Consider the following 20,482-nt stretch of genomic DNA (forward strand, 5'->3'; position numbering starts at 1 on the left):
AAAGGTGAGTTGTCCGGCGTCGTTCTTGATGTTTGTGAATGCCCAAATGGGCGTGAAGCAAAGCCTAAAGAAGGCTTACGCTTCGACGGTGATGCCCATGGAACGGGCGGTGCCGGCGATGATCTTCTCGGCGCCTTCGATGTTCGTGGCGTTGAGGTCAACCAGCTTCTGGGTGGCGATCTCGGTGACCTGTGCCTTGGTCAGCTGTGCCACCTTGACGGTGTGCGGGGTCGCTGAACCCTTGGCAACGCCTGCAGCCTTCTTGATGAGCTCGGCAGCCGGCGGGGTCTTGGTGATGAAGGTGAAGGAACGGTCTTCGTAAACCGTGATTTCAACCGGGATGACGTTTCCGCGCTGGGATTCCGTGGCAGCGTTGTACGCCTTGCAGAATTCCATGATGTTGACACCGTGCTGGCCAAGCGCAGGACCGATGGGCGGTGCCGGGTTGGCGGCGCCTGCCTGGATCTGCAGCTTGATAAGGCCGGTGACCTTTTTCTTGGGAGCCAATGTAGGGTCCTTCTCTCAATAACTTTCCTTCGACGACGGAGCGCGTCCAAGGTGGGTGGCCGGATGGCGTCCGGCCGTACGCTGCCCGGCAACAAAGCTAAGTTGCCGTTCAGCGAAATTGGTGGGTCAACTAGATCTTGGTGACCTGGTTGAAGGCGAGCGTGACAGGGGTTTCGCGCTCGAAGATGGACACGAGCACAACGAGTTGCTGGGACTCGGGCTTGATCTCGGAGATCGTGGCGGACAACGTCTCAAACGGTCCGTCCTTGACGATGACTGCCTCGCCGACCTCGAAGTCGATCTCGGCGTCGACGGGGTCATGGCGCAGCGGAACGCCGGTCTCTTCGGCCCGTTGCTCCTCGAAGACCGGGGCGAGCATGGAGAAGACCTCATCCAGGCGCAGCGGGACCGGGTTGTGGGCATTGCCCACAAATCCGGTGACGCCGGGCGTGTGGCGGACAACGCCCCAGGAGGCATCCGTCAGGTCCATGCGGACCAGGACATATCCAGGGATGCGGACACGGTTCACCACCTTGCGGGTGGCGTTCTTGATCTCCACGACTTCTTCCATGGGGACCTGGACCTCGAAGATGAAATCTTCCATGTTCAGCGACAGGCTGCGGGACTCAAGGTTGACCTTGACCCGGTTTTCGTAGCCGGCGTAGGAGTGGATGACGTACCAGTCCCCCTCCTGGCGGCGCAGCTTGGCCTTGAACTCCTCGTCGGGGTCCACCGCGGGTTCGGCAGGCTCGGAGTCGGCGGTCTCCGGGTCGGCGACGTCGGCGGTCCCACCTTCGGCGGCGGCGACGTCGGCCTCATCGACGGACTCGCCGCCAGCCACAGTGTCGGCGCCTTCCGCGGAGTCGGCCGCTACGGCGTCGTCCGTGGACGCATCAAGGTCAGCACTGATGGCAGCATCAGCAACCACAGTGTCCAGATCCTGCTCACTGTAAGTTGCCTCGGGCTCCTGCTCAGACACGAATTTCCTGCTTTCCTGGTGCGTTTCTTAAATGGCTCAAACCGTCCCCTTGTCAAAATACAATGACGGGGCCGGCCAAAGTTGAGCGTTTAGTGCTCGATGTGTACGTTGCCGCCAAAGACCCAAAGCACGAGCTTGCCGAAACCCAGATCCAGGACGGTAACAATACCCATCACGATGACAACGAATACCAGCACAACCGCGGTGTAGTTGAGCAACTCCTTGCGAGTGGGGGTGACAACCTTCTTCATTTCGCCAATGACCTGGCGCAGGAAAATGGCTATGCGGGCAAAGAAGCCGGGCCCCTTGGGTGTGGCTTCCTTTTTGGCGGGGCGGCCATTGGAGCGGCTCGCCGCGGTTTCGGTCACCATTGCCTCACTCATCATTAGTTGGAAAACACGCGAACCCGCGTGAGCGGACCATGCCATGTGCTTTTATCCGCCAGGTCGGGCGGGATTTGGTTTACTGCAATCCCTGTGGAACGTGAATTGCGTGAACCAAACCCGCCGCGCCTTAGCGCAGGGCAGACAGGACTCGAACCTGCAACCTGCGGTTTTGGAGACCGCTGCGCTACCAATTGCGCCACTACCCTATGAAACTTGCTTGCTGTGCGGCCCTGAGGTCGCACCGGCGCCGAAGGCCATGAAACAATTTACCGTCTTGGGCGAAGGTTTCCAAACCCGCTCCAAGGCGTGCACCATCATGGTGTTTCAACACCGGTTGTCCATTCTACGCATTGTTGCCCGCCACGTCGAACCGGCCACGGGAAGCGCCTAAAGTAGTGGTGTGCGCCGAAGCGCCCCGCAGCATCCAGCACGGAAGCGTCCCCTGCGGGGCCCGCCCTTTCGAACGAGAGTAGAGAAGATGCCTGCCGAAGTGACAGCTGACCAAGCCGCCGGCCGCCGGGTTTCCGCCCGCATCGCCGCCATTGCCGAATCTGCCACGCTGGCGGTGGACGCCAAGGCCAAGGCCCTCAAGGCTGCCGGCCGTCCCGTCATCGGCTTCGGTGCCGGAGAACCCGACTTCCCCACCCCGGACTACATCGTGGAGGCCGCCGTGGCCGCCGCACGGCAGCCGAAATTTCACCGTTACTCCCCCGCCGCGGGCCTGCCGGAGCTCAAGGCGGCCATCGCCGCCAAGACCTTGCGTGATTCGGGCTACGCCGTGGAGCCGTCCCAGGTGGTGGTGACCAACGGCGGCAAGCAGGCCGTCTACGAGTCCTTCGCCACCCTGCTGGATCCCGGCGACGAAGTCATTGTCCCCACCCCTTACTGGACCACGTACCCGGAGGCGATCCGGCTTGCCGGCGGCGTGCCCGTGGAAGTCTTCGCGGGCCCCGAACAGGGCTACCTCGTCACCGTGGACCAGCTCGAAGCCGCAGTCACCCCGAGCACCAAGATCCTGCTGTTCGTTTCCCCGTCCAACCCGACCGGTGCCGTGTACTCCCCGGAGCAGACCCGCGCGATTGGCCTGTGGGCCGCGGCCAAGGGTCTGTGGGTCGTCACCGACGAGATCTACGAGCACCTGACCTACGACGGCGTGCCGTTCACCTCGATTGCCACGGCAGTACCGGAGCTGGGTGACCGGGTGGTGGTCCTTAACGGCGTGGCCAAGACCTATGCCATGACTGGATGGCGCGTGGGCTGGATGATCGCCCCCGCCGACGTGGCCAAGGCGGCCACCAACATGCAGTCCCACGCCACCTCCAACGTGGCCAACGTGTCGCAAATGGCTGCCCTCGCCGCCGTGTCCGGGCCGCTGACGGCCGTGGAGGAAATGAAAGTGGCCTTTGACCGGCGCCGCAAGGCGATGGTAGCGGCCCTTAACGCGATCGACGGCGTGGAGTGCCCCACCCCGCACGGCGCCTTTTACGCCTACGCGGATGTCCGCGGCCTGCTGGGCCGCGACATTGGCGGCATCCGCCCGGCCACGTCCGCTGAGCTGGCCGCCCTGATCCTGGATAAGGCCGAGGTTGCCGTCGTTCCCGGCGAGGCGTTCGGCCCCAGCGGCTACCTTCGCCTTTCGTACGCCCTCGGCGACGACGACCTCGCCACAGGGGTCGGCCGCCTTCAGGAGCTCCTGGGCACCGCCAAGGCGTAACCGGTTCAAAGCAGGCGGCGGTCGGCGGCCCAGCGCGTGAGTTCGTGGCGGGAGGACAGCTGCAGTTTGCGCAGGACGGCGGAAACGTGGGTTTCCACGGTCTTGATGGAGATGAAAAGCGCTTTCGCCACTTCCTTGTAGGAATACCCTCGCGCGATCAGGCGCATGACTTCCAGTTCACGGGCGGAGAGCTTGTCCAGTTCGTCCTCCACGGCAACGTCCGCCGTGCCAAACGCGTCCAGGACAAACCCAGCCAGCCGGGGCGAGAAGACCGCGTCTCCCCCGGCAACCCGGCGGACGGCGTCGGAAATTTCGCTGCCGGAGATCGACTTGGTGACATAGCCACGGGCTCCGGCGCGAATCACCGAGACCACGTCCTCGGCCGCATCGGAGACGCTGAGCGCCAGGAACTTTACGTGCGCCAGCTGCCCGGAGCAGCCGGCGATCACCTCCCGCCCGCCTTGGCCGCGGCCCCCGGGCAGGTGGACATCCAGCAGCACCACATCCGGCACATGGGCCGTGACGGCGGCAATGGCTTCCTCCACCGTGGCGGCTTCCGCCAGGACCCGGATGTCCGGGGCGAGGTCCGCCTTGAGCCCCGACCGGAAGATGGCGTGATCGTCCACCACGACCACGCTGATGGGCCGTCCTGCCTGTGTCACTTCATGTCCTCCGTGTTTTGGATTCTGCCGTTGCCGTGTTGCGGCCCGGCCTGCGCCGGCACGGCGGGCAGGTGCAGCCGCACCTCGGTGCCTTCCGCTGTGCCAATGATCTCAGCCGAGCCGCCGTGGCGCTGCATGCGTCCGACGACGGACTCCCGGACCCCCAGCCTGTCCGGCGGCACGGCAGAGGGGTCGAAGCCCGCACCCCGGTCCTTGATGAACACGTCGACGCCGGACCCCGTTGCCTCCACGTACACGGACACCGCCGTTCCTCCGTGGCGCACCCCGTTGAGCGTCGCCTCGCGCGTGGCCTGGACCAGTGCGCGCGTGCGCTCCCCGAGCTCGGCGTCGCCCACGCTCACCACTTCCACGGGGAGGCCGTGGAGGTCCTCGACTTCGGCGCAGACAGCTTTGATGCGGGCGACGAGCTTCCCGGGGTCCTTGCCTTCGTCCTGGTAGATCCACCGGCGCAGCTCCCTTTCCTGGGCTCGCGCCAGCCGGCTGACCTCTTGCGGGGAGCCGGCCCGTTTTTGGATCAGCGCCAGGGTTTGCAGGACGGAATCGTGGAGGTGTGCGGCAATCTCGGCGCGCTGCGTTTCACGGATGCGCCCGGCCCGTTCTCCCTGGAAGTCGCGCCAGAACTTCAGTGCCCAGGGGGCCAGCACCAGTCCGACGCCGGCCAGTACGGCCAGGGAGGCCACGATGGATGCCCACACCAGCGCCCACGATCCCGAGCCGGTCACGATGATCAGCACCCCGGCCACGACCAGGACGATGCCGGCGGCGAACCTGGCCACCGACCAGGGGGTGTCCATTCTCGCGGCGTTAAGCAGGCCCACACGCCGGGTGGCGTCCAGCTGCATCCACGCGAGGACGGCGCCGGCGGCGATCACGCCCAGCGGAATGACGGTGCCAAGATCCAGGTTCACCCCTGACCTGGCACTGAACAGCAGGAGGGCGGCAACCACCAGCGCGCCACCAATCAGGATTTCCTTCAGTCCGACGGCGGCACCTGGCCGCCCCGCCGAACGGCCAGGCTCCGGGGCGCCTCCTTGGGCACCGGGCGTGGCGGGTGCGGGACGGAACAGCTTGAGCCGGGGTGCACCGTCGTCGTCCAGCAGGGGGGCATCGGTGGCTGCGTCGTCGCCGGCCAACGGGACCAGGATCCACAGCCAGGCATAGAAGACCAGCCCGGCACCGAAGAGGAAGCAGGAGCCGGCCATGACGGCCCGGACGGTGCTCACGCGCAGGCCGAGGTGTTCGGCCAGGCCGGCGCACACGCCCGCCACCATCCGGTTCGGCGACCGGTACATCTTTGTGCTCATGGGTCAATCCAAGCACGCCCCGGGCGGGCCCGCAGTGATTCCAAGGGTTGCTTCAGGGTTGATTCAGGGTGGCCCCCGATGGCGGGCCGCACCCCGGCAGGACACCATTGAACCATGAACGAGAGCCATGAAAACCAGGAGCCCGGCCCTGTGCCGCCGCACGACAACCACGCAGGCGCGGTGCCACCGCACGACGGCGGGACAGGGCAGGAGCAGCCGCCCGGGCCGGAACAGGCGCCACCCAACGACGCGACAGGGCACAAGCCGCCGCTGTCGGGCCAGGAACAGACATATTCGCCCGGATCCGCGGGTCCGGCCTACCCGGGTCCGGCCCCGCAGCCGAGCGCGCGCTGCTTTGTGTGGCTGCGCTCCCTCGGCGTCCGCCGCGGCAGCAGCCGCTGGGTGGGCGGCGTGTGCAGCGGGCTCGCGGAGAAGTGGGGCATCGATCCGGTGATCGTCCGGGGCCTGGCCGTGGTCCTGACGCTGTTCTTTGGCGTCGGCCTCCTGGCCTATGGCGTGGCCTGGGCGCTGCTGCCCGAACCGGACGGCCGCATCCATGTGGAGCAGGTGGCCCGCGGGCATTGGTCAACCGGGATGACCGGCGCCGCCGTCGCAACTTTCCTTGGCATGGCCGGCCCCGGGCAGAGCGTCGCCTGGAACGGACATGGCGGCTGGATCCCCTGGCCGGTGCTGTGGGTGGCGGCCATCGTGGCCATCATCGTCTGGGCCGTGAACCGCGGCAAAGACGGACCGGCACGTGCTGCCCAGGGTCCGCACTACCAGCAGCCGCAGTTTGGCGCAGCAGGCTCACCCGGCCAGGCCCAGCACTTCGACGCAGCGGCTGCACCGGGCGGGGCCCCGCGGTACGCGCCGGCCCCCGGCGCCGTCCCCTATGCGGCGGAACCGTTGACCGGGAATTTCGGGACGTGGACCGGGCGCAACCTCGGCCCGCATGGCCCACTCGGCCCAACAGGCCCGCTCGGCCCCAACGGCCCGCTCGGCCCCAACGGCCCGCTGGGCCCGAACGGCCCGCTGGCACTCAAGGCGCGCCCCCGGCTGGGTGCCGCGGCAACCCTGCTGTCCCTTGGGCTGGCCGTCATGGTCGGCGCCCTGGTGTTGATCCTTAACGCATCGGGCGTCCTGAACCTGCACGGCTACCAGGTGGCCGCTGCCGCTGCCGCCGCTGCCATCACGGCCGGACTGGCGATCATTTTCTCCGGCCTTCGCGGTCGCTCGGCAGGCGGCGTGGGGACCTTCGCCATCATTGCCCTCGTGGTCGCCGGCCTGCTGAGCATGGTCCCCCAACATGCACCGTGGACCCCGATGGCGAACCAGTCATGGGCGCCCACCACCGTCAGCGCGGCGCAGGACGGACTGTCCGTGGCCATGGGCGGCGCCAACATCGACCTGACGGGGTTCGACGCCGGCTCGGCCTTGGCCGGCGACGTCCAGATCCCCGTGAGTCTGGTTGCCGCCAAGGCGGTGCTCAAGGTGCCCACCAGCATCCCTGTCACCATCAAGAGCGATCTTGCCGTATCCAGTCTGGAGGTCCAAGGCCAGCCGGGCAACGACGGCAAGGCCGTGGTGCAAAGCTCCACCACGCACATCAATCCCGAGGCAACGGGGAACGGGCTGGTGGTCACCTTGGAAGGTGCGGCCGCCAACGTCACGATCATTCCGGTCGCCGGCAAATAGCCGGCAGACAGAGAGTAAAGGGAACACCATGAACAATCCAACGGAACCACTAGGCTTTCCCGGTCATTCCGGCGCCGGACCGGAGGACACCCCCCTGAAGGGCACGAGGCAGGGCGCGGACAGCACGATCTCCGTCGCCAGGCCACCGGTGAGGGTGGGGACCCTGGTGTGGGGCGCCGTCGTCGTCGTGATAGGCATCCTGGTGCTCGTCACACGGCAGGCCGGCCTGCCACTCGACACCGGCCAGACATCGATGTGGCTGCTCTTCGGCGCCGGGCTGACGATGGTGGCAGGCGGGGCCGTGAACGTGCTGCGGCGGAAGTAGGCAACTGGCCGGTGGCACCGGAACGCACCGGAACGCACCGGGGCCGGGCGGGGCCCGGCGGGGAAGGTCTAGGCCCTGCGGCGCCTGGCGGCCATCATGGAGCGAAGCCCCAGGGCCGGACCCGCCACGCACGCGGCGCCCAGGAGCAGGCCGGCGGCGAGCGCGGCGATGGTGGCTGTGCGCGGCGTGTGCGGTCGTTCGGCGTAGACGTCCTCGGGCCGTTCCCCCGGGCCGACGGCGTCCTGGTGCAGGGCTGCGGCCAGCAATTCGGCCAGGTGCACGCCCTGGCGGCCGCCGGCGTCGCCCTGTTCAATCTGGGTGCGGCAGCTGAAGCCGTCCGCCAGGATCACCGCCCCGGCCTCCGCCGACCGAAGCGCCGGGAAGAGCACCCGCTCGCCGCAGGCCTCGGAGACGTCATAGTGGCCCTTTTCAAAACCGAAATTGCCGGCCAGGCCACAGCAGCCGGAATCAAGCACCTCCGCGTCCACGCCCATCCGCTGCATGAGCGCCACGTCGGCGCCGAACCCCATCACCGCGTGCTGGTGGCAGTGCGTCTGGACGAGGGCGTGCCGGGCCAGCGGCGGCGGCTGCCAGCCGGGGCTGTGATTGACCAGCAACTCCGCCAGCGTCACGGTCTGTTCGCGCAGCCGGCGCATGTCCGGATCGGAGGGGAACAGCCCGGCCGCATCCGACCGGAAGACCGCCGTGCACGACGGCTCGAGCCCGAGGATGAGGGTTCCGGCGCGCAGGTGCGGCGCCAGGACGTCCACCGTGCGCCGCAGGACCTTCTTCGCCACGTCGAGCTGGCCGGTGGAGATCCACGTCAATCCGCAGCAGACCGGATCCGGCGGGACAACCACGTTCCACCCGGCATCCTCCAGGACCGCCACGGCCGCCTGCGCCACATGCGGGTGGAACGCGTTGCTGAAGGTGTCCGGCCACAGCACCACGTCCCCGCGAGTCCCACTGCCCCGCGGGCCACGCCCGGCGTACCACGCCTGGAACGTCTGCGGGGCGAACTGCGGCAGCCGGCGCTCGGGCGCCACGCCCGCCAGCTCCTTCCCCGCGCGGGCGAGCAGGGGCGCCTGGGACACGGCATTGAGCAGCCGCGGCGCGAGCGCCGCCAGCCGTGCCCACAGCGGCAGCCAGCCCATTGAATAGTGGGACCGGGGCCGGACCCGCCCGGCGTAGAAGTGGCTGAGGAACTCGGCCTTGTAGGTCGCCATGTCCACGCTGACCGGACAGTCCTGCTTGCAGCCCTTGCAGGACAGGCACAGGTCCAGCGCGTCCCTTACCGCCTCGGACCGCCAGCCGTCTCCGATGGGGGAGTCCTCGTGGCCCTGGAGCATCTCAAACAGCAGCCGGGCGCGGCCGCGGGTGGAGTGCTCCTCCTCACGCGTGACCATGTAGGACGGGCACATGACTCCTCCCTCGTGCCGCCTGCAGGCCCCCACCCCGACGCAGCGCAGCACGGCCTCACTGAAGCTGCCGCCGTCGTCCGGGAAGGCGAAATGCGTCTCCAGCGGCGCCGGTGCGTAGCCGGCGCCAAGCCGCAGGTCCGCATCCAACCGGGCCGGACTGCCCAGCTTGCCGGGATTCATGATGCCCCGCGGGTCGAAGATCGCCCTGAACCGGGCGAAGGCCGCGATCAGGCCGGGGCCGTACATGACGGGCAGCAGCTCCGCCCGCGCCTGGCCGTCGCCGTGTTCGCCGGACAGCGATCCGCCCATCGAGACGACGAGCCTGGCGGCGCGCTCCATGAACGTGCGGAACGTGGCCACGCCCGCCGCGGTGGCAAGGTCGAACGGGATGCGGGTGTGCACACAGCCCTGGCCGTAGTGGCCGTAGAGCGAGGCGGCCTCGAACCCGAACTCCGCATACAGCTCCCGCAACGCGCGCAGGTAGTCGCCCATGCGTTCGGGCGCCACCGCCGAATCCTCCCATCCGGGCCACATGGCCGGCAGGCCGGGCACGTGCGCCGTGGCGCCAAGGGCCGCCTCGCGCAACTTCCACAGACGGCGGGCCTGCCCGCCGTCGTACTCGGTGACGGTGGGACGTGAGGCCAAGGCACGGGCGGCCGCTGCGAAGGCATGAGCCTTGTCGGCGGCCTGCTGCGGCGTGTCCGCGCCGAACTCGACCAGGAGCCACGCCTGCGGGCCGTCCGGGAGCAGGGCCAGCGCGTCCACGGGAAGTCCGGTGGCGCGCTCGTATCCGACGACTTTGCCATCGAATCCCTCCAAGGCGATCGGATCGTGGTCCAGAATGGCGGGAACGTCGTCGCCGCTGGCCCCCGCATCCGGATATCCCAGCAGCACCACCGCCTTCGCCGCGACCACCGGCATGAGCCGCAGCTTCGCCCGCAGGACGAACACACAGGTCCCTTCCGAGCCCACCAGCGCCTGCGCCACGTTGAATCCGTGTTCCGGCAGCAGCGAGTCCAGGTTGTATCCGGAGACCCGGCGCGGGATCCGCGGGTATTGCCGGCGCACCTCCTCGCCGTGCGCGTCCACGAGTTCGCGCAGCTGCCGGTACACCTCCGCCTGGCGGCCCCCGCCCTGGACAATGGCCAGGTAGTCCGCCTCGGAGGTCGCGCCGACTTCCATCCGCGTGCCGTCGGGAAGCATCACCTCCAGCGCCAGCGTGTTATCCACTGTCTTGCCGGTGCGCTGCGCCGTCGCGCCGCAGGAATTGTTGCCGAGCATCCCGCCCACGGTGCAGTGGTCATGGGTGGCCGGCCGCGGCCCGAACTCCAGGCCGTAAGCCGCCAACTGCCCGTTCAGCTCGTCCAGGACGATGCCCGGTTCCACCCAGCAGCTGCGCTCGCGCGGATCGACGGAGAGCAGCTGCGTCAGGTACTTCGAGCAGTCGATGACGACCGCGGCATTTGTGCACTGGCCGGCCAGGCTGGTGCCGCCACCGCGGGAGAGCACCGGGACCCCATGCCCGCGGCAGACCAGCATCGCCTCCGCCGCCGCCTCCACTGTGCGTGGAACGACGACGGCGACCGGCACCTGACGGTAGTTGGACGAGTCCGTTGAGTAGGCCGCCCGTGACCCGGCATCAAAGCGCACCTCCCCATCGACCCTCGCACGGAGGTCCGCTTCAAGGCCGGTGGTACGCACGGTGGGGGTTGGAAGTTCGATGCGCGTCATGCTGGGCTCACCTGCAGCTCGTGGGGCTGGTGCTCGTTGTGGCCACAGTCTAAGCCCGGCGCTGGAAGGGCGGAAGGGACGCCGCTGGCGCGGCACAGGCGGTCAACGCAGCGACCCACCATCCGCGCTCCGCGTTGCCCCCGTCACACGAGCGTCTAGAATGTCCAAGAGAGAGGAGCTCGACGGTGCGCTCAAACCCCATTGACTCCATCCCTGAAGGACCTTATTACCCATGAAGATTGGAATCCTGACCAGCGGCGGCGACTGCCCCGGGTTGAACGCCGTTATCCGCGGCATCGTGCTCAAGGGCATCAAGAGCTACGGCCACGAATTCGTCGGCTTCCGCGACGGCTGGCGCGGCGTGGTGGAGGGCGATGTCATGGACCTCCCCCGCCAGATGGTCCGCGGCATCTCCAAGCAGGGCGGGACCATTCTGGGCACCTCCCGCACGAACCCGTTTGAGGGCAACGGCGGGCCGGACGTCATCAAGGCGCACCTGAACCGTCTGGGCATCGACGCCATGATCGCCATCGGCGGCGAAGGCACGCTGGCTGCGGCCCGCCGCCTGACCGACGCCGGCCTGAAGATCGTGGGCGTGCCGAAAACGGTGGACAACGACCTTGATGCCACGGATTACACCTTTGGTTTCGATACAGCCGTCCAAATTGCCACCGAGGCGATCGACCGCCTCCGCACCACGGGCGAATCGCACCACCGCTGCATGATCGCCGAGGTGATGGGCCGCCATGTGGGCTGGATCGCCCTTCACGCGGGCATGTCCACCGGAGCGCACGCGATCCTCATTCCGGAGCAAAAGACCAGCATGGACCAGATCGTCGCATGGGTGCAGGAGGCCCACGACCGCGGCCGCGCACCGCTGGTGGTGGTGGCTGAAGGCTTCGTGCCGGACCACCGGGACTCCGCCCATTCCGAGCGCGGCCTGGACACTTTCGGCCGCCCGCGGCTGGGCGGCATCAGCGAGCAGCTGGCCCCGGAGATCGAGGCCCGCACCGGCATAGAAACCCGCGCCACCATTCTGGGCCACATCCAGCGCGGCGGCGTTCCCTCCAGCTTCGACCGCGTGCTGGCCACCCGCCTGGGCATGGCCGCCGTCGACTCCGTCGTGGAGGAACGGTGGGGCACCATGGTCTCGCTCAAGGGCACCGAGATTGAACACGTCCCGTTTGAGTCGGCGCTGGGCAACCTGAAGACCGTCCCGCAGCACCGCTACGACGAGGCCGCCATCCTCTTCGGCTGACCGTCCGAACCCCACGCGCCGGCGCCAGGGCGTCTAGCCTTGACGCATGACCTTTGACGCGAGCTCCGCCCCGATTGTCCGGCTGGCCTGGGAACGGCATCTGGGCCTCCCCGCCGATTCACTGGTAGCGAGCGGCTCCGGCGCCCGCATAAACCAGGCCGGCGACGCGGGGTCGCTGACCTTCCTTCGGCTCTGGGACCAGTCGGTGCTGACCGGGCCGCCCGAGCTGCTGCGCGCCGCGGAGGCCTACAGCGACGATGACCTCAGCGACCATGCCAACATGCTGCGCCTCACGCGGGACGACGGCGGGCGGGGCCGGGGCACCCAGGCCCTCTACTACGCTGACGACATGCCCCTCCACGAACCAGCCGAAACTGTCATGGTCTCCCACGGATACCCCGAGGCGGCGGCGCTGGAGGCGATGTGCCCGCCCGACGACGTGAACGACGTCGGCCTGGCCGCCCTTCCACACAAGTTCACCGTCATGGAATCCGGCGATCCCGGCGCGGGGCCCGCCGCCTGCGCCGCCTATGCCGAGTTTGCCGGACTGCTGGCGCAGCTGGGCACGCTGGTGCCGCCGACGTACAGGCGACGCGGGCTGGGCGCACTGGCCACCAGCATCGCCGCCCACGAAGCGCTCGCCACCGGATTGATCGTCCAGTGGCGGGCGGACATCAACAACGCGGGCGCCCACGCGCTGGCCCTGTCAGTTGGCCTTAACGTGGCCGGGCTCCAGACGTCGGTTGCCCTTCAATCCCGTCAAACTCCGCATAGATAGCATCCACAGCCCGGGGCTTGGCAAACAGCACCGCCATCACGGCACCCACCAGGATCACCACGGCCGGCAGGATCATGGACTGGCCCATCGCCGTCGAGAAGCCTGCGCGCAGGAACTCGGGAAGCTGCCCGCTGACGCCGCTGGCACCCTGCGGGGCGCCGGCGGGCATTTCCGCAGTCAACCGCGCCCCGATCAGGGCGGCGATGGCCGCGGATCCGAGCACCGAGCCGATCTGGCGGGTGGTGTTGTAGATCCCGGCGCCGGCGCCGGCCTCGCGCGGGCCCAGGTTGCGGGTGGCCGTCGTCGAGAGCGGGGCCCAGATCCCTGAACTGGCGATGCCGAGCAGGCCGCTGGGCAGCAGGAACAGCCAGATGGCCGTGTCGGCATTCATCAGCGACGAGGTCCACAGCAGCGCCGCCGCCATCAGAAGGAAACCGGTCAGTGCCACGTACCGCGGGTTGACGGTGTCCACAAGCTTGCCCACGAACGGCGCCAGCACGCCGGACAACAGGGCCATCGGCACCATCATGAGCGCCGACTGCGTCGGCGACATGCCCCGCACCAGCTGGTAGTAGAAGAACAGCGGCAGGCTCATGGCGGTGACCGTGAAGCCCACAGTGGTGATGGCGGCGTTGGCCAGCGAGAAGTTGCGGACCTTGAACAGGTGCAGCGGCACCAGCGCCTCGCCCTTGGTGACGGCCTGCCAGACGACGAACAGCGCCAGGAAAACGATGCCGGCAATGATTAGTCCCCAAACGGAGATTGGACCGGCGATGGTGCCCCAGTTGTACTTTTCACCTTCCTGGATGCCAAATACCAGCATGAACAGGCCCACGGAGCTCAGGGCCACGCCCAGAAGATCGAACTTGTGGTCGTGGGTTTTCAGTGACGGCACCAGACGCGCGGCCATGACGAATGCCACCACTCCCACCGGCACGTTGACGAAGAAGATCCATTCCCAGCCCAGGCCGTCCACCAGGACGCCGCCAAGGATCGGCCCCACCAGCATGGCCACGCCGGCCGTGGCGCCCCACAGGCCCATGGCCGGGCCACGCCTGTCGGGCGCAAAGATGCGGGTGATCACGGCCATGGTCTGTGGCGTCATCAGGGCCGCGCCGAGTCCCTGGACCGCGCGGGCCAGGATCAGCATCCCGATGCTCCCGGAGAGTCCGCACCACAGCGATGCCAGGGTGAAGACGCCCAGCCCGACCAGGTACAGGTTTTTGGGGCCGTATTTGTCTCCCATCCGCCCCGTGACCAACAAGGGCACCGCGTAGGCGAGCAGGTAGGCGCTGGTCACCCAGATGACGGAGTTAATGTCGGTGTTCAGGCCTTCCATGATTTTCGGGTTGGCCACCGAAACGATGGTGGAGTCGACCAGGATCATGAAGAAGCCCAGCACGAGCGCCCATAATGCGGGCCACGGTTTTGCCACTGTTTCCATGGATTATTCCTTAAAGTTTGCTTTGAGCCGTACTGTTCGAGTGTTCAGGCGGATGCCATGGCATCGCACCGCTGGTGATGTCCGCGTGTAGCTGGCGGATCCAGGCCAGTTCCGCGCCCGTCATGGCCTCTTGGTACCGGATTTCCATCCAAAACCTTTGTTCCACACCCTTGCACTGGGCCGTGTGCGCGTCCGCCTCCAGCTCGGCCACGGAGGCCTCCAGGGCGTCCATCCGCCGCTCGAGCAGGTCAAGCACGACGCCGGCGGGCAGGTTGTGTGCCTCGGCGACCGCTTGGGGGAAGCTGGGGTATTCGGTGGCGGGACGGGCCAGGAGTTCCTTGAGCCGGCTTTCCAACATTTCGCGGCCCACAGGCAGGATCGAGTAGGTGGTGCGCTCCGGCCGGTTTCCTTCCCGCTCGGTGCCGACCGCCTTGACCAAGCCAGCCTCCGCCAGCCTGCCAACCGTGTGGTACAGCGTGCCCGGCCTGACCTTCACCAGCCGGTCCTCGCGCCGGTGGATGAGCAGCTGGTACATCTCATAGGGGTGCATGGGGCGCTCGGCCAACAGGCCCAGCGCCGCCACGCCAAGCGGGGTCAGCTGCTTTTCTGTTGCCATGCCCGCCCTCATTCCACACTCTAGTCCATAAGAATTATTCCACGTGGACTATGCGGGAAACAACAGGCGGCCGGGTCTGGTCCTGTGATGTATTTCTCGCTTTTTCCCAACCCTGGACAGGGCTGGCGTCGACGGCGCCGGCCTCGTCCGCCGTCGACCGGCGGCTTATAGGGCCGGATCCGTCACCTGGGTGCGCGCAGGAAGCCGGTGGCCCTGCCCACCACCTGGCCGGCGTCGGTGGCCACGATGGTCTCCTGCGACGCCACGTACTTTTCCCCGGCGTCGTCCACGATGAGTTCGGCCCCGGGGTCCACGGTGCGCTTGATGAGGGCCAAGGCAATGGGGCCCATCTCATAATGCTGGGCCACGCTGGTCACCACACCCACCTTACGGTCGCCGGAAAACACCTCGCTGCCGGCAGCCGGAATGGTGTGCTGGGACCCGTCGAGCTGCAGGAACACCAGGCGGCGCGGCGGGTGGCCCAGGTTGTGAACGCGGGCCACCGTCTCCTGGCCCTTGTAACAGCCCTTCTCCAGGTGCACGGCCGTGCGCAGCAGGTCCAGCTCGTGAGGAATGGTCTTCTCGTCCGTTTCGGCCCCTCGGCGGGGGCGCCAGGCGGCAATCCGCAGGGCTTCCGCCGCCCAGGCCCCGGCCAGCGGCCGGTCCCCCACCGTGGCCACGAGCTCCGCGGCGGGCACCAGGTATTCGCGCCATGGCCGCTCCAGCCCGGGGTGGCTGCCCTCGTCAATGGCGGCGTAGCTCCAGCCCCCGTCCCCGACGTGCGGCCACGGGTCGATCCAGACCGGCCGCCCGTTCCATTCCGGAACTTCCGCCACGGAGCCCAGGACGGCCCAGTCGGCCGAAACGTCCGACACGTCGACCCGCAGCATGAACTTCATGGAGTTCAGCCAGGCGGCCAGCGGCCCGGCTTCGTCAGCTTCCACGATCAGCCAGGTGGTGGCGCCGTCGTCCACCACGCGGGCGTCATATTCGATCCGGCCCTGGACGCTGAGCAGCAGCAGTTCGGTGCCGACCCCGGGCGCCAGGTTCGTGACGCTTTGTGACGACAGCGTGTTCAGCCAGCTGAGCCGGTCCGGGCCGGACACCGTGACGACGCCGCGGTGCGAGAGGTCCACGACGGCGCTTGGCGGCTTTCCAAGGTAACCGGCCAGCAGCCGCTGCTCCTTGTTCGGGTCGCCGTAGTGTGCGGCCACGCCGGCGTCCAGACCGGCGGCCTGGACGGCGCCATGGCGGTTTAGCAAAGGACTCAAATAGCTCATGCCGTGTGCAACGCCTTCCCTGATGCGCCTATTCCGTGCGCCACTGGCCGCCCTTCCCCCGCTGCCCCCGTTGAGATTGGAGATAACGACCTCCCCCATCGTTGAGGTTCGACATAACGACGTGCCCCATCGTTGAGGTTCGACATAACGACGTGCGGGCCGCCGTTGTGGTTGGCGACAAATGGCCGTCCGTGCCGCAGCTTCGGCTGCGGGAATTTCCGGCCTCGGCCCGAAAGCCGTGGCATTTCCCCTGCATGGGCGGTTATCTACCGGTCATTGTACGGATACGGCGGTCTGGGGGTCCGCCACCCCACCAATGCCGTGCTCTCGGCATCCATGGAACCGTGCCGTGGGCTGGTGACCACCAAATGCGCGGCCACGGTCTGTCCGGCGCCTGGTAGTCCTGCCGGGGAAAAGGCAGCGAGGTCCGCCCTCCGCGGCTGGCGAAGGGGGAGCTCGTCATCTCCAACCTCAACGGGCGCGGAGGTCGTCATCTCCAACCTCAACGGAAAGGCGGGCTTATTGAACCTTGTGCAGCGCCGCGGAGGCGTGGGCCTCGAGGGACTTGCCTTGGGCCGCCACGTCCCAGCGCCAGAAGAGGTCGCCGTTGACCAGGCCGAAGATGCGGGTGGCCGCGGAGTAGTCCTTGGCGCCGGAGTGCCGCATGACGGCGTCGGTGGCCAGCTGGATCTGGGGGCCCTTGATGCTGCCGTAGTACAGCTCGGAAATCCCACCCGGATGGACGATGTTAACGATGATGTCAAAGCCGCCGTCGGCATTCCGCAGGGCTTCGACGTCGTCGGCTGTCCTCAAGGCGGGCACGATGTCCGCCGGGATCAGGCCCGGTCCGCCGTCGGCGTCGTTCAGGGGCCGGTCCAGCTGCCAAAAGCCGGTTTCGACGGACAGGGGGCGCAGGATGGTGCCCTCCTCGTCGGTGAGCCAGGACTCGGCCTTGTATTGCAGGTAGGGCAGCCCGTTGGCGCTGAAGGTCGCGGTCTGGGTGAAGTGCTCGTCATCGGCCTCGCCGGTACCGAGCCGGCCACGTCCCGTCCAGGTGCCGAGCAGCCACGACAGCGGGACCAGTTCGGGCGTCAGGTCCGTGGGTATTTCAATGGGCATGGCAGGTTACTGCTGTCCCTTGAAGAGACGCCACACCACCAGTCCGGCGAACCAGGCCATGGTGAGGCCGGCAAGGACCAACAGGCAGATGAAGAAGATTTCCAAGGCAAGTACGCTCATGGAGCCATACTATCGTGAACTTTTGGCGCTCAGGTCAACAGCAGCTTGTCGATGAAATAGACCAAAGCGCCCAGCGACAGGACGGGCGCGACGGCCGCGGAAAGGCCCCCAGCGACGTTGCGCACCGGCCCCGTGAGCGTGCCCAGGCGGCGGAAACTGGCAATGACGGCGGCCACGAGCGCGCCAAGTACCGCGGCGGGAAGGATCCTGAGCTCTGAAAAAAGCAGCGCCGCAAGCGGGCCAGCCAGCGCGGCAAGCACGATGGCCAGGGGCGCGAGGACCCGGTCGGGCCATGACAGCATGCCCACGGCCAATGCGACAGCAGCGCTGATGGCGGTAACCAACGTCATCCCGGGCTCCCCCAGGAAGCGGTACGACGCCACCCATCCGCCGGCAAACCCTGCGATGAGGACACCCGCCCCGGCGCCGAGGGTGGATTCAAGCCGGTGCGCCTGGCCGGTCCCGCGGATCAGCTGCACCACCATGACGGCGCCGAAGCCCAACGCGATGAAGATGGGCGTCCACACCAGGAAGTTCGCGTCGGCCGTCAGCCCGCTGGTCAGGGCCGCAGCGGCGCCGGTCAACGCAATGACGGTGCCCAGTGTCTTCTTCGCCGGAATGCCCAGGTAGTGCGGCCAGCCGAAGCCGAATGCAGTCGCAAGCGCCACCGCGACGCCCACAATGTAGCCGAGCCCGAAATAATGCCCCGCCACGATGGCTGCAAGCGCAATGATTCCTGCAAGACCGGCTAATGATGACTTCACACATCAATCCTGCCCTACTCTGGCGGTACACTGTGGAACAACCCTCGCTCCGGTGCGTTGTGCCGCGGCCGTTTGCCTTGGCTGCAAGGTGCACGACTGCCGGTCCGAGGTGACAGGTGGTTTGTCGCTCAAAGATGCGCACATCGACGCACTTTGGAGGAAGTCATGTCGCAGATCTTAATGTTGACCAACAACCACGGCAGTTCCGTGGACGTCCTTCCTGCCCTGGAACTGCTCAGCCACTCCATACATATCCTTCCGGCGGTGCCCACGGCCCTGCTGGACGCAAAGCCGTCCGACCTCATCCTTGTCGACGCCCGCAGGGACCTGGCCGGCTCCCGGTCCCTGACGCAGCTGTTGCGGGCAACGGGCATCAGCGTGCCGTTGCTGCTGGTCCTCACGGAAGGGGGCATGGCGGCCGTGACGGCGTCCTGGGCGGCGGACGACGTCATCCTTGAAACCGCCGGCCCCGCCGAGGTGGAAGCCCGCCTGCGCCTGGCACTGACGCGGGCATCGGACGCCGAGGACTCCGTACACCAGGAAATTCAGGCAGCAGGCGTGGTGATTGACGAGGACAGCTACACTGCGCGGGTCCACGGCAAGGTACTGAACCTGACCTACAAGGAATTCGAACTCCTGAAATACCTGGCACAACATCCCGGCCGCGTTTTCACCCGCGCGCAACTCCTCAACGAGGTCTGGGGCTACGACTACTACGGCGGCACGCGCACCGTGGACGTCCATGTGCGGCGCCTGCGCGCCAAACTCGGCTCGGACCACGAGAGCCTGATCAGCACCGTGCGCAATGTCGGCTACCGCCTGACCATTGCCAAGGTGCCCGACGACGAACTGGCCGAGGCGTAGGGCGGAGGGCTGGTAGCGGGTCCGCGCGGACGGACGTCCAGGGCGCGCGGACGTCAGGTGGACGGCCGTTAAAAGCAAAGGCCCGCTCCGGTCAGGAGCGGGCCTTTGCATTTGGTGGAGGACATACGGGTCGAACGTATCGAGGACACCCCACTGGTGCATCCCCCCAGTTGCTGCCCTCAAACTCTATGGCAGGGCGGGCGCCGGCGCAAACCAAGTCGCAGAAGGCGCGCCCACCAAGGGTCCCCATGGGCCGGCAAGGGTGAATGCGGCGGGAGTGTCCCGCACGCGTGGTGGGCCCACGCGCCCGAGGGACCCCGGGTGACGCGCCAGCGTCACACGGGGAGGGCGTGGTGGGCCCACGCGCCCGAGGGACCCCGGGTGACGCGCCAGCGTCACACGGGGAGGGCGTGGGGACTAGGCTGTGGTCATGAGCCCTGCAAAGACTGGCAGCTGGCCCGTGACGGTGGTCCCGGGCACCCCCGAATCCGACGTCCTGCGCGACATCCTCGACCTGGTCGCGGACGCCGAGGACGAAGATGGCAACCCGCCGTTTTCCGAGCAGACCCTGGTGGAGCTGAAGTCCCGCCATGCGGGCCCGGACACCGTGCTGGTCCTGCTCACGCATGCGCCGGAGGAGAATTCGCCGACGGAGGGTGAAGACCTGGCCGGAGTGGCCGTCGTCGTGCTTGACGGTGGTGAGGGCGTGCTGGAGATCGCGGTGCATCCCCACTATCGCAATGAGGGCGTCGGGTCCATGCTGGTGGACAAACTGGTGGCGGTGCGCGGCCTGCAGGGCATCAGGGCGTGGTCGCACGGAGACCATGAGGCCGCCGCGGACCTGGCGGCCAGCTACGGCTACCGGGCCATCCGCGAGCTGTGGCGCATGCGCCTGGTCCGGCGCGCCCCGGACGCGGCCCTGACGCCGGACCGCCCTTCCGTACCCGACGGCGTGACCTTGCGGACGTTCGTCCCCGGCCAGGACGAGGCCGCCTGGCTGGCCGCCAACGCCGCGGCGTTTGCCCACCACCCGGAGCAGGGCGCGCTGACCCTGGACGACCTCCGGGCCCGCATGGCCGAGCCGTGGTTTGACCCGGCCGGATTCTTCCTGGCCGTCGACGCTTCGGGGGCGATCCTCGGCTTTCATTGGACCAAGGTGCACCCGGGCAGGGCGGGGCAGTCCCCCATGGGCGAGGTCTACGTGGTGGGCGTGACCCCGGATGCCCAGGGAATGGGCCTGGGCAGGACGCTGACCGTGCAGGGCATCGACTACCTGCAGTCGCAGGGGCTGCGCGCCATCATGCTGTATGTGGACGCGGATAACGAAGCCGCCGTGGCCCTCTACCGCCGGCTCGGTTTCACGAAGTGGGACTCCGACGTCATGTACGGCCCGGTCTCCGCGTCCTGAACCGCCCGAGGAGGGGTCCGGCGGGGGCTGCCCCGGCCCGCTGCGGCTTGTAATGTTGGAACATGGCAGCACCAACTGTGAGGATC

Annotated in this window: 18 protein-coding genes and 1 tRNA gene; 7 read left to right on the forward strand and 12 right to left on the reverse strand. The window is 67.7% G+C overall.

The window, feature by feature from the left end; all coding sequences use genetic code 11:
• Positions 1-75 precede the first annotated feature (75 nt).
• The 4 genes from rplK to DMB86_RS19190 all read right to left on the reverse strand — a co-directional run bounded on the left by rplK (position 76) and on the right by DMB86_RS19190 (position 2,078).
• Complete coding sequence (rplK, locus tag DMB86_RS19175; RefSeq protein WP_113719179.1) at positions 76-507, reverse strand: 50S ribosomal protein L11; 432 nt, start codon at positions 505-507, stop codon at positions 76-78.
• A gap of 130 nt (positions 508-637) precedes the next feature.
• Positions 638-1,486, reverse strand: coding sequence for a transcription termination/antitermination protein NusG (nusG, locus tag DMB86_RS19180; protein WP_113719180.1), 849 nt, complete (start codon positions 1,484-1,486; stop codon positions 638-640).
• An 89-nt stretch (positions 1,487-1,575) separates the two neighbouring features.
• Positions 1,576-1,869 (reverse strand): preprotein translocase subunit SecE, encoded by a 294-nt coding sequence (gene secE, locus DMB86_RS19185; RefSeq protein WP_113719712.1) that lies wholly within the window; start codon positions 1,867-1,869, stop codon positions 1,576-1,578.
• Positions 1,870-2,005: 136 nt separating this feature from the next.
• A tRNA-Trp gene (locus DMB86_RS19190) sits at positions 2,006-2,078 on the reverse strand.
• Positions 2,079-2,362: 284 nt separating this feature from the next.
• On the opposite strand from DMB86_RS19190, the gene DMB86_RS19195 reads away from it, so the two are divergent.
• Positions 2,363-3,586, forward strand: coding sequence for a pyridoxal phosphate-dependent aminotransferase (locus DMB86_RS19195; RefSeq protein WP_227878504.1), 1,224 nt, complete (start codon positions 2,363-2,365; stop codon positions 3,584-3,586).
• Positions 3,587-3,591: 5 nt separating this feature from the next.
• Here the strand turns inward: DMB86_RS19195 and DMB86_RS19200 are convergent, their stop codons facing one another.
• Positions 3,592-4,248: a LuxR C-terminal-related transcriptional regulator gene (locus tag DMB86_RS19200; protein ID WP_113719182.1), complete on the reverse strand. Its 657-nt coding sequence runs from the start codon at positions 4,246-4,248 to the stop codon at positions 3,592-3,594.
• Positions 4,245-5,573 (reverse strand): ATP-binding protein, encoded by a 1,329-nt coding sequence (locus tag DMB86_RS19205; RefSeq protein ID WP_113719183.1) that lies wholly within the window; start codon positions 5,571-5,573, stop codon positions 4,245-4,247. The genes DMB86_RS19200 and DMB86_RS19205 overlap by 4 nt, the downstream gene beginning before the upstream one ends.
• 114 nt (positions 5,574-5,687) lie before the next feature.
• On the opposite strand from DMB86_RS19205, the gene DMB86_RS21435 reads away from it, so the two are divergent.
• Both DMB86_RS21435 and DMB86_RS19215 read left to right on the forward strand, forming a co-directional pair.
• Positions 5,688-7,268 carry a PspC domain-containing protein gene (locus DMB86_RS21435; protein ID WP_113719184.1) on the forward strand — a complete coding sequence of 527 codons (1,581 nt, stop codon included), beginning with the start codon at positions 5,688-5,690 and terminating at the stop codon, positions 7,266-7,268.
• 28 nt (positions 7,269-7,296) lie between these two features.
• On the forward strand, positions 7,297-7,593 hold the full coding sequence (locus tag DMB86_RS19215) for a hypothetical protein (protein WP_113719185.1): 297 nt from the start codon (positions 7,297-7,299) through the stop codon (positions 7,591-7,593).
• Positions 7,594-7,661: 68 nt separating this feature from the next.
• Here the strand turns inward: DMB86_RS19215 and DMB86_RS21440 are convergent, their stop codons facing one another.
• The gene (locus DMB86_RS21440; RefSeq protein WP_113719186.1) at positions 7,662-10,745 is read right to left on the reverse strand and encodes an FAD-binding and (Fe-S)-binding domain-containing protein; all 3,084 of its coding nucleotides are present in this window, start codon (positions 10,743-10,745) and stop codon (positions 7,662-7,664) included.
• A gap of 232 nt (positions 10,746-10,977) precedes the next feature.
• Here DMB86_RS21440 and DMB86_RS19225 point away from each other — a divergent pair, with 232 nt between their 5' ends.
• Positions 10,978-12,003: a 6-phosphofructokinase gene (locus tag DMB86_RS19225; RefSeq protein WP_113719187.1), complete on the forward strand. Its 1,026-nt coding sequence runs from the start codon at positions 10,978-10,980 to the stop codon at positions 12,001-12,003.
• A gap of 46 nt (positions 12,004-12,049) precedes the next feature.
• The gene (locus DMB86_RS19230; protein WP_113719188.1) at positions 12,050-12,781 is read left to right on the forward strand and encodes a GNAT family N-acetyltransferase; all 732 of its coding nucleotides are present in this window, start codon (positions 12,050-12,052) and stop codon (positions 12,779-12,781) included.
• Here DMB86_RS19230 and DMB86_RS19235 read toward each other — a convergent pair.
• The 5 genes from DMB86_RS19235 to DMB86_RS19255 form a co-directional block, all read right to left on the reverse strand.
• Positions 12,720-14,225, reverse strand: coding sequence for a DHA2 family efflux MFS transporter permease subunit (locus tag DMB86_RS19235; protein WP_113719189.1), 1,506 nt, complete (start codon positions 14,223-14,225; stop codon positions 12,720-12,722). The two genes, DMB86_RS19230 and DMB86_RS19235, sit on opposite strands and share 62 nt — an antisense overlap.
• 10 nt (positions 14,226-14,235) lie before the next feature.
• A complete protein-coding gene (locus DMB86_RS19240) occupies positions 14,236-14,841 on the reverse strand; it encodes a PadR family transcriptional regulator (protein WP_113719190.1) in 606 nt (201 codons plus the stop codon).
• Between the two features lie 182 nt (positions 14,842-15,023).
• Positions 15,024-16,121 (reverse strand): CAF17-like 4Fe-4S cluster assembly/insertion protein YgfZ, encoded by a 1,098-nt coding sequence (gene ygfZ, locus DMB86_RS19245; RefSeq protein WP_113719191.1) that lies wholly within the window; start codon positions 16,119-16,121, stop codon positions 15,024-15,026.
• Between the two features lie 519 nt (positions 16,122-16,640).
• Entirely contained in the window at positions 16,641-17,240 is a 600-nt protein-coding gene (locus DMB86_RS19250; RefSeq protein WP_113719192.1) for a heme-binding beta-barrel domain-containing protein, read from the reverse strand.
• Positions 17,241-17,389: 149 nt separating this feature from the next.
• Positions 17,390-18,124: a permease gene (locus DMB86_RS19255; RefSeq protein ID WP_113719193.1), complete on the reverse strand. Its 735-nt coding sequence runs from the start codon at positions 18,122-18,124 to the stop codon at positions 17,390-17,392.
• Between the two features lie 165 nt (positions 18,125-18,289).
• Between DMB86_RS19255 and DMB86_RS19260 the strand changes: the two genes are divergently transcribed.
• Positions 18,290-18,988, forward strand: a complete 699-nt coding sequence (locus DMB86_RS19260; protein ID WP_113719194.1) for a winged helix-turn-helix transcriptional regulator — start codon at positions 18,290-18,292, stop codon at positions 18,986-18,988.
• Between the two features lie 430 nt (positions 18,989-19,418).
• A complete protein-coding gene (gene mshD, locus DMB86_RS19265) occupies positions 19,419-20,396 on the forward strand; it encodes a mycothiol synthase (RefSeq protein WP_113719195.1) in 978 nt (325 codons plus the stop codon).
• Positions 20,397-20,482 lie beyond the last annotated feature (86 nt).

It is taken from the genome of Arthrobacter dokdonellae (assembly GCF_003268655.1).
GTDB lineage: Bacteria > Actinomycetota > Actinomycetes > Actinomycetales > Micrococcaceae > Specibacter > Specibacter dokdonellae.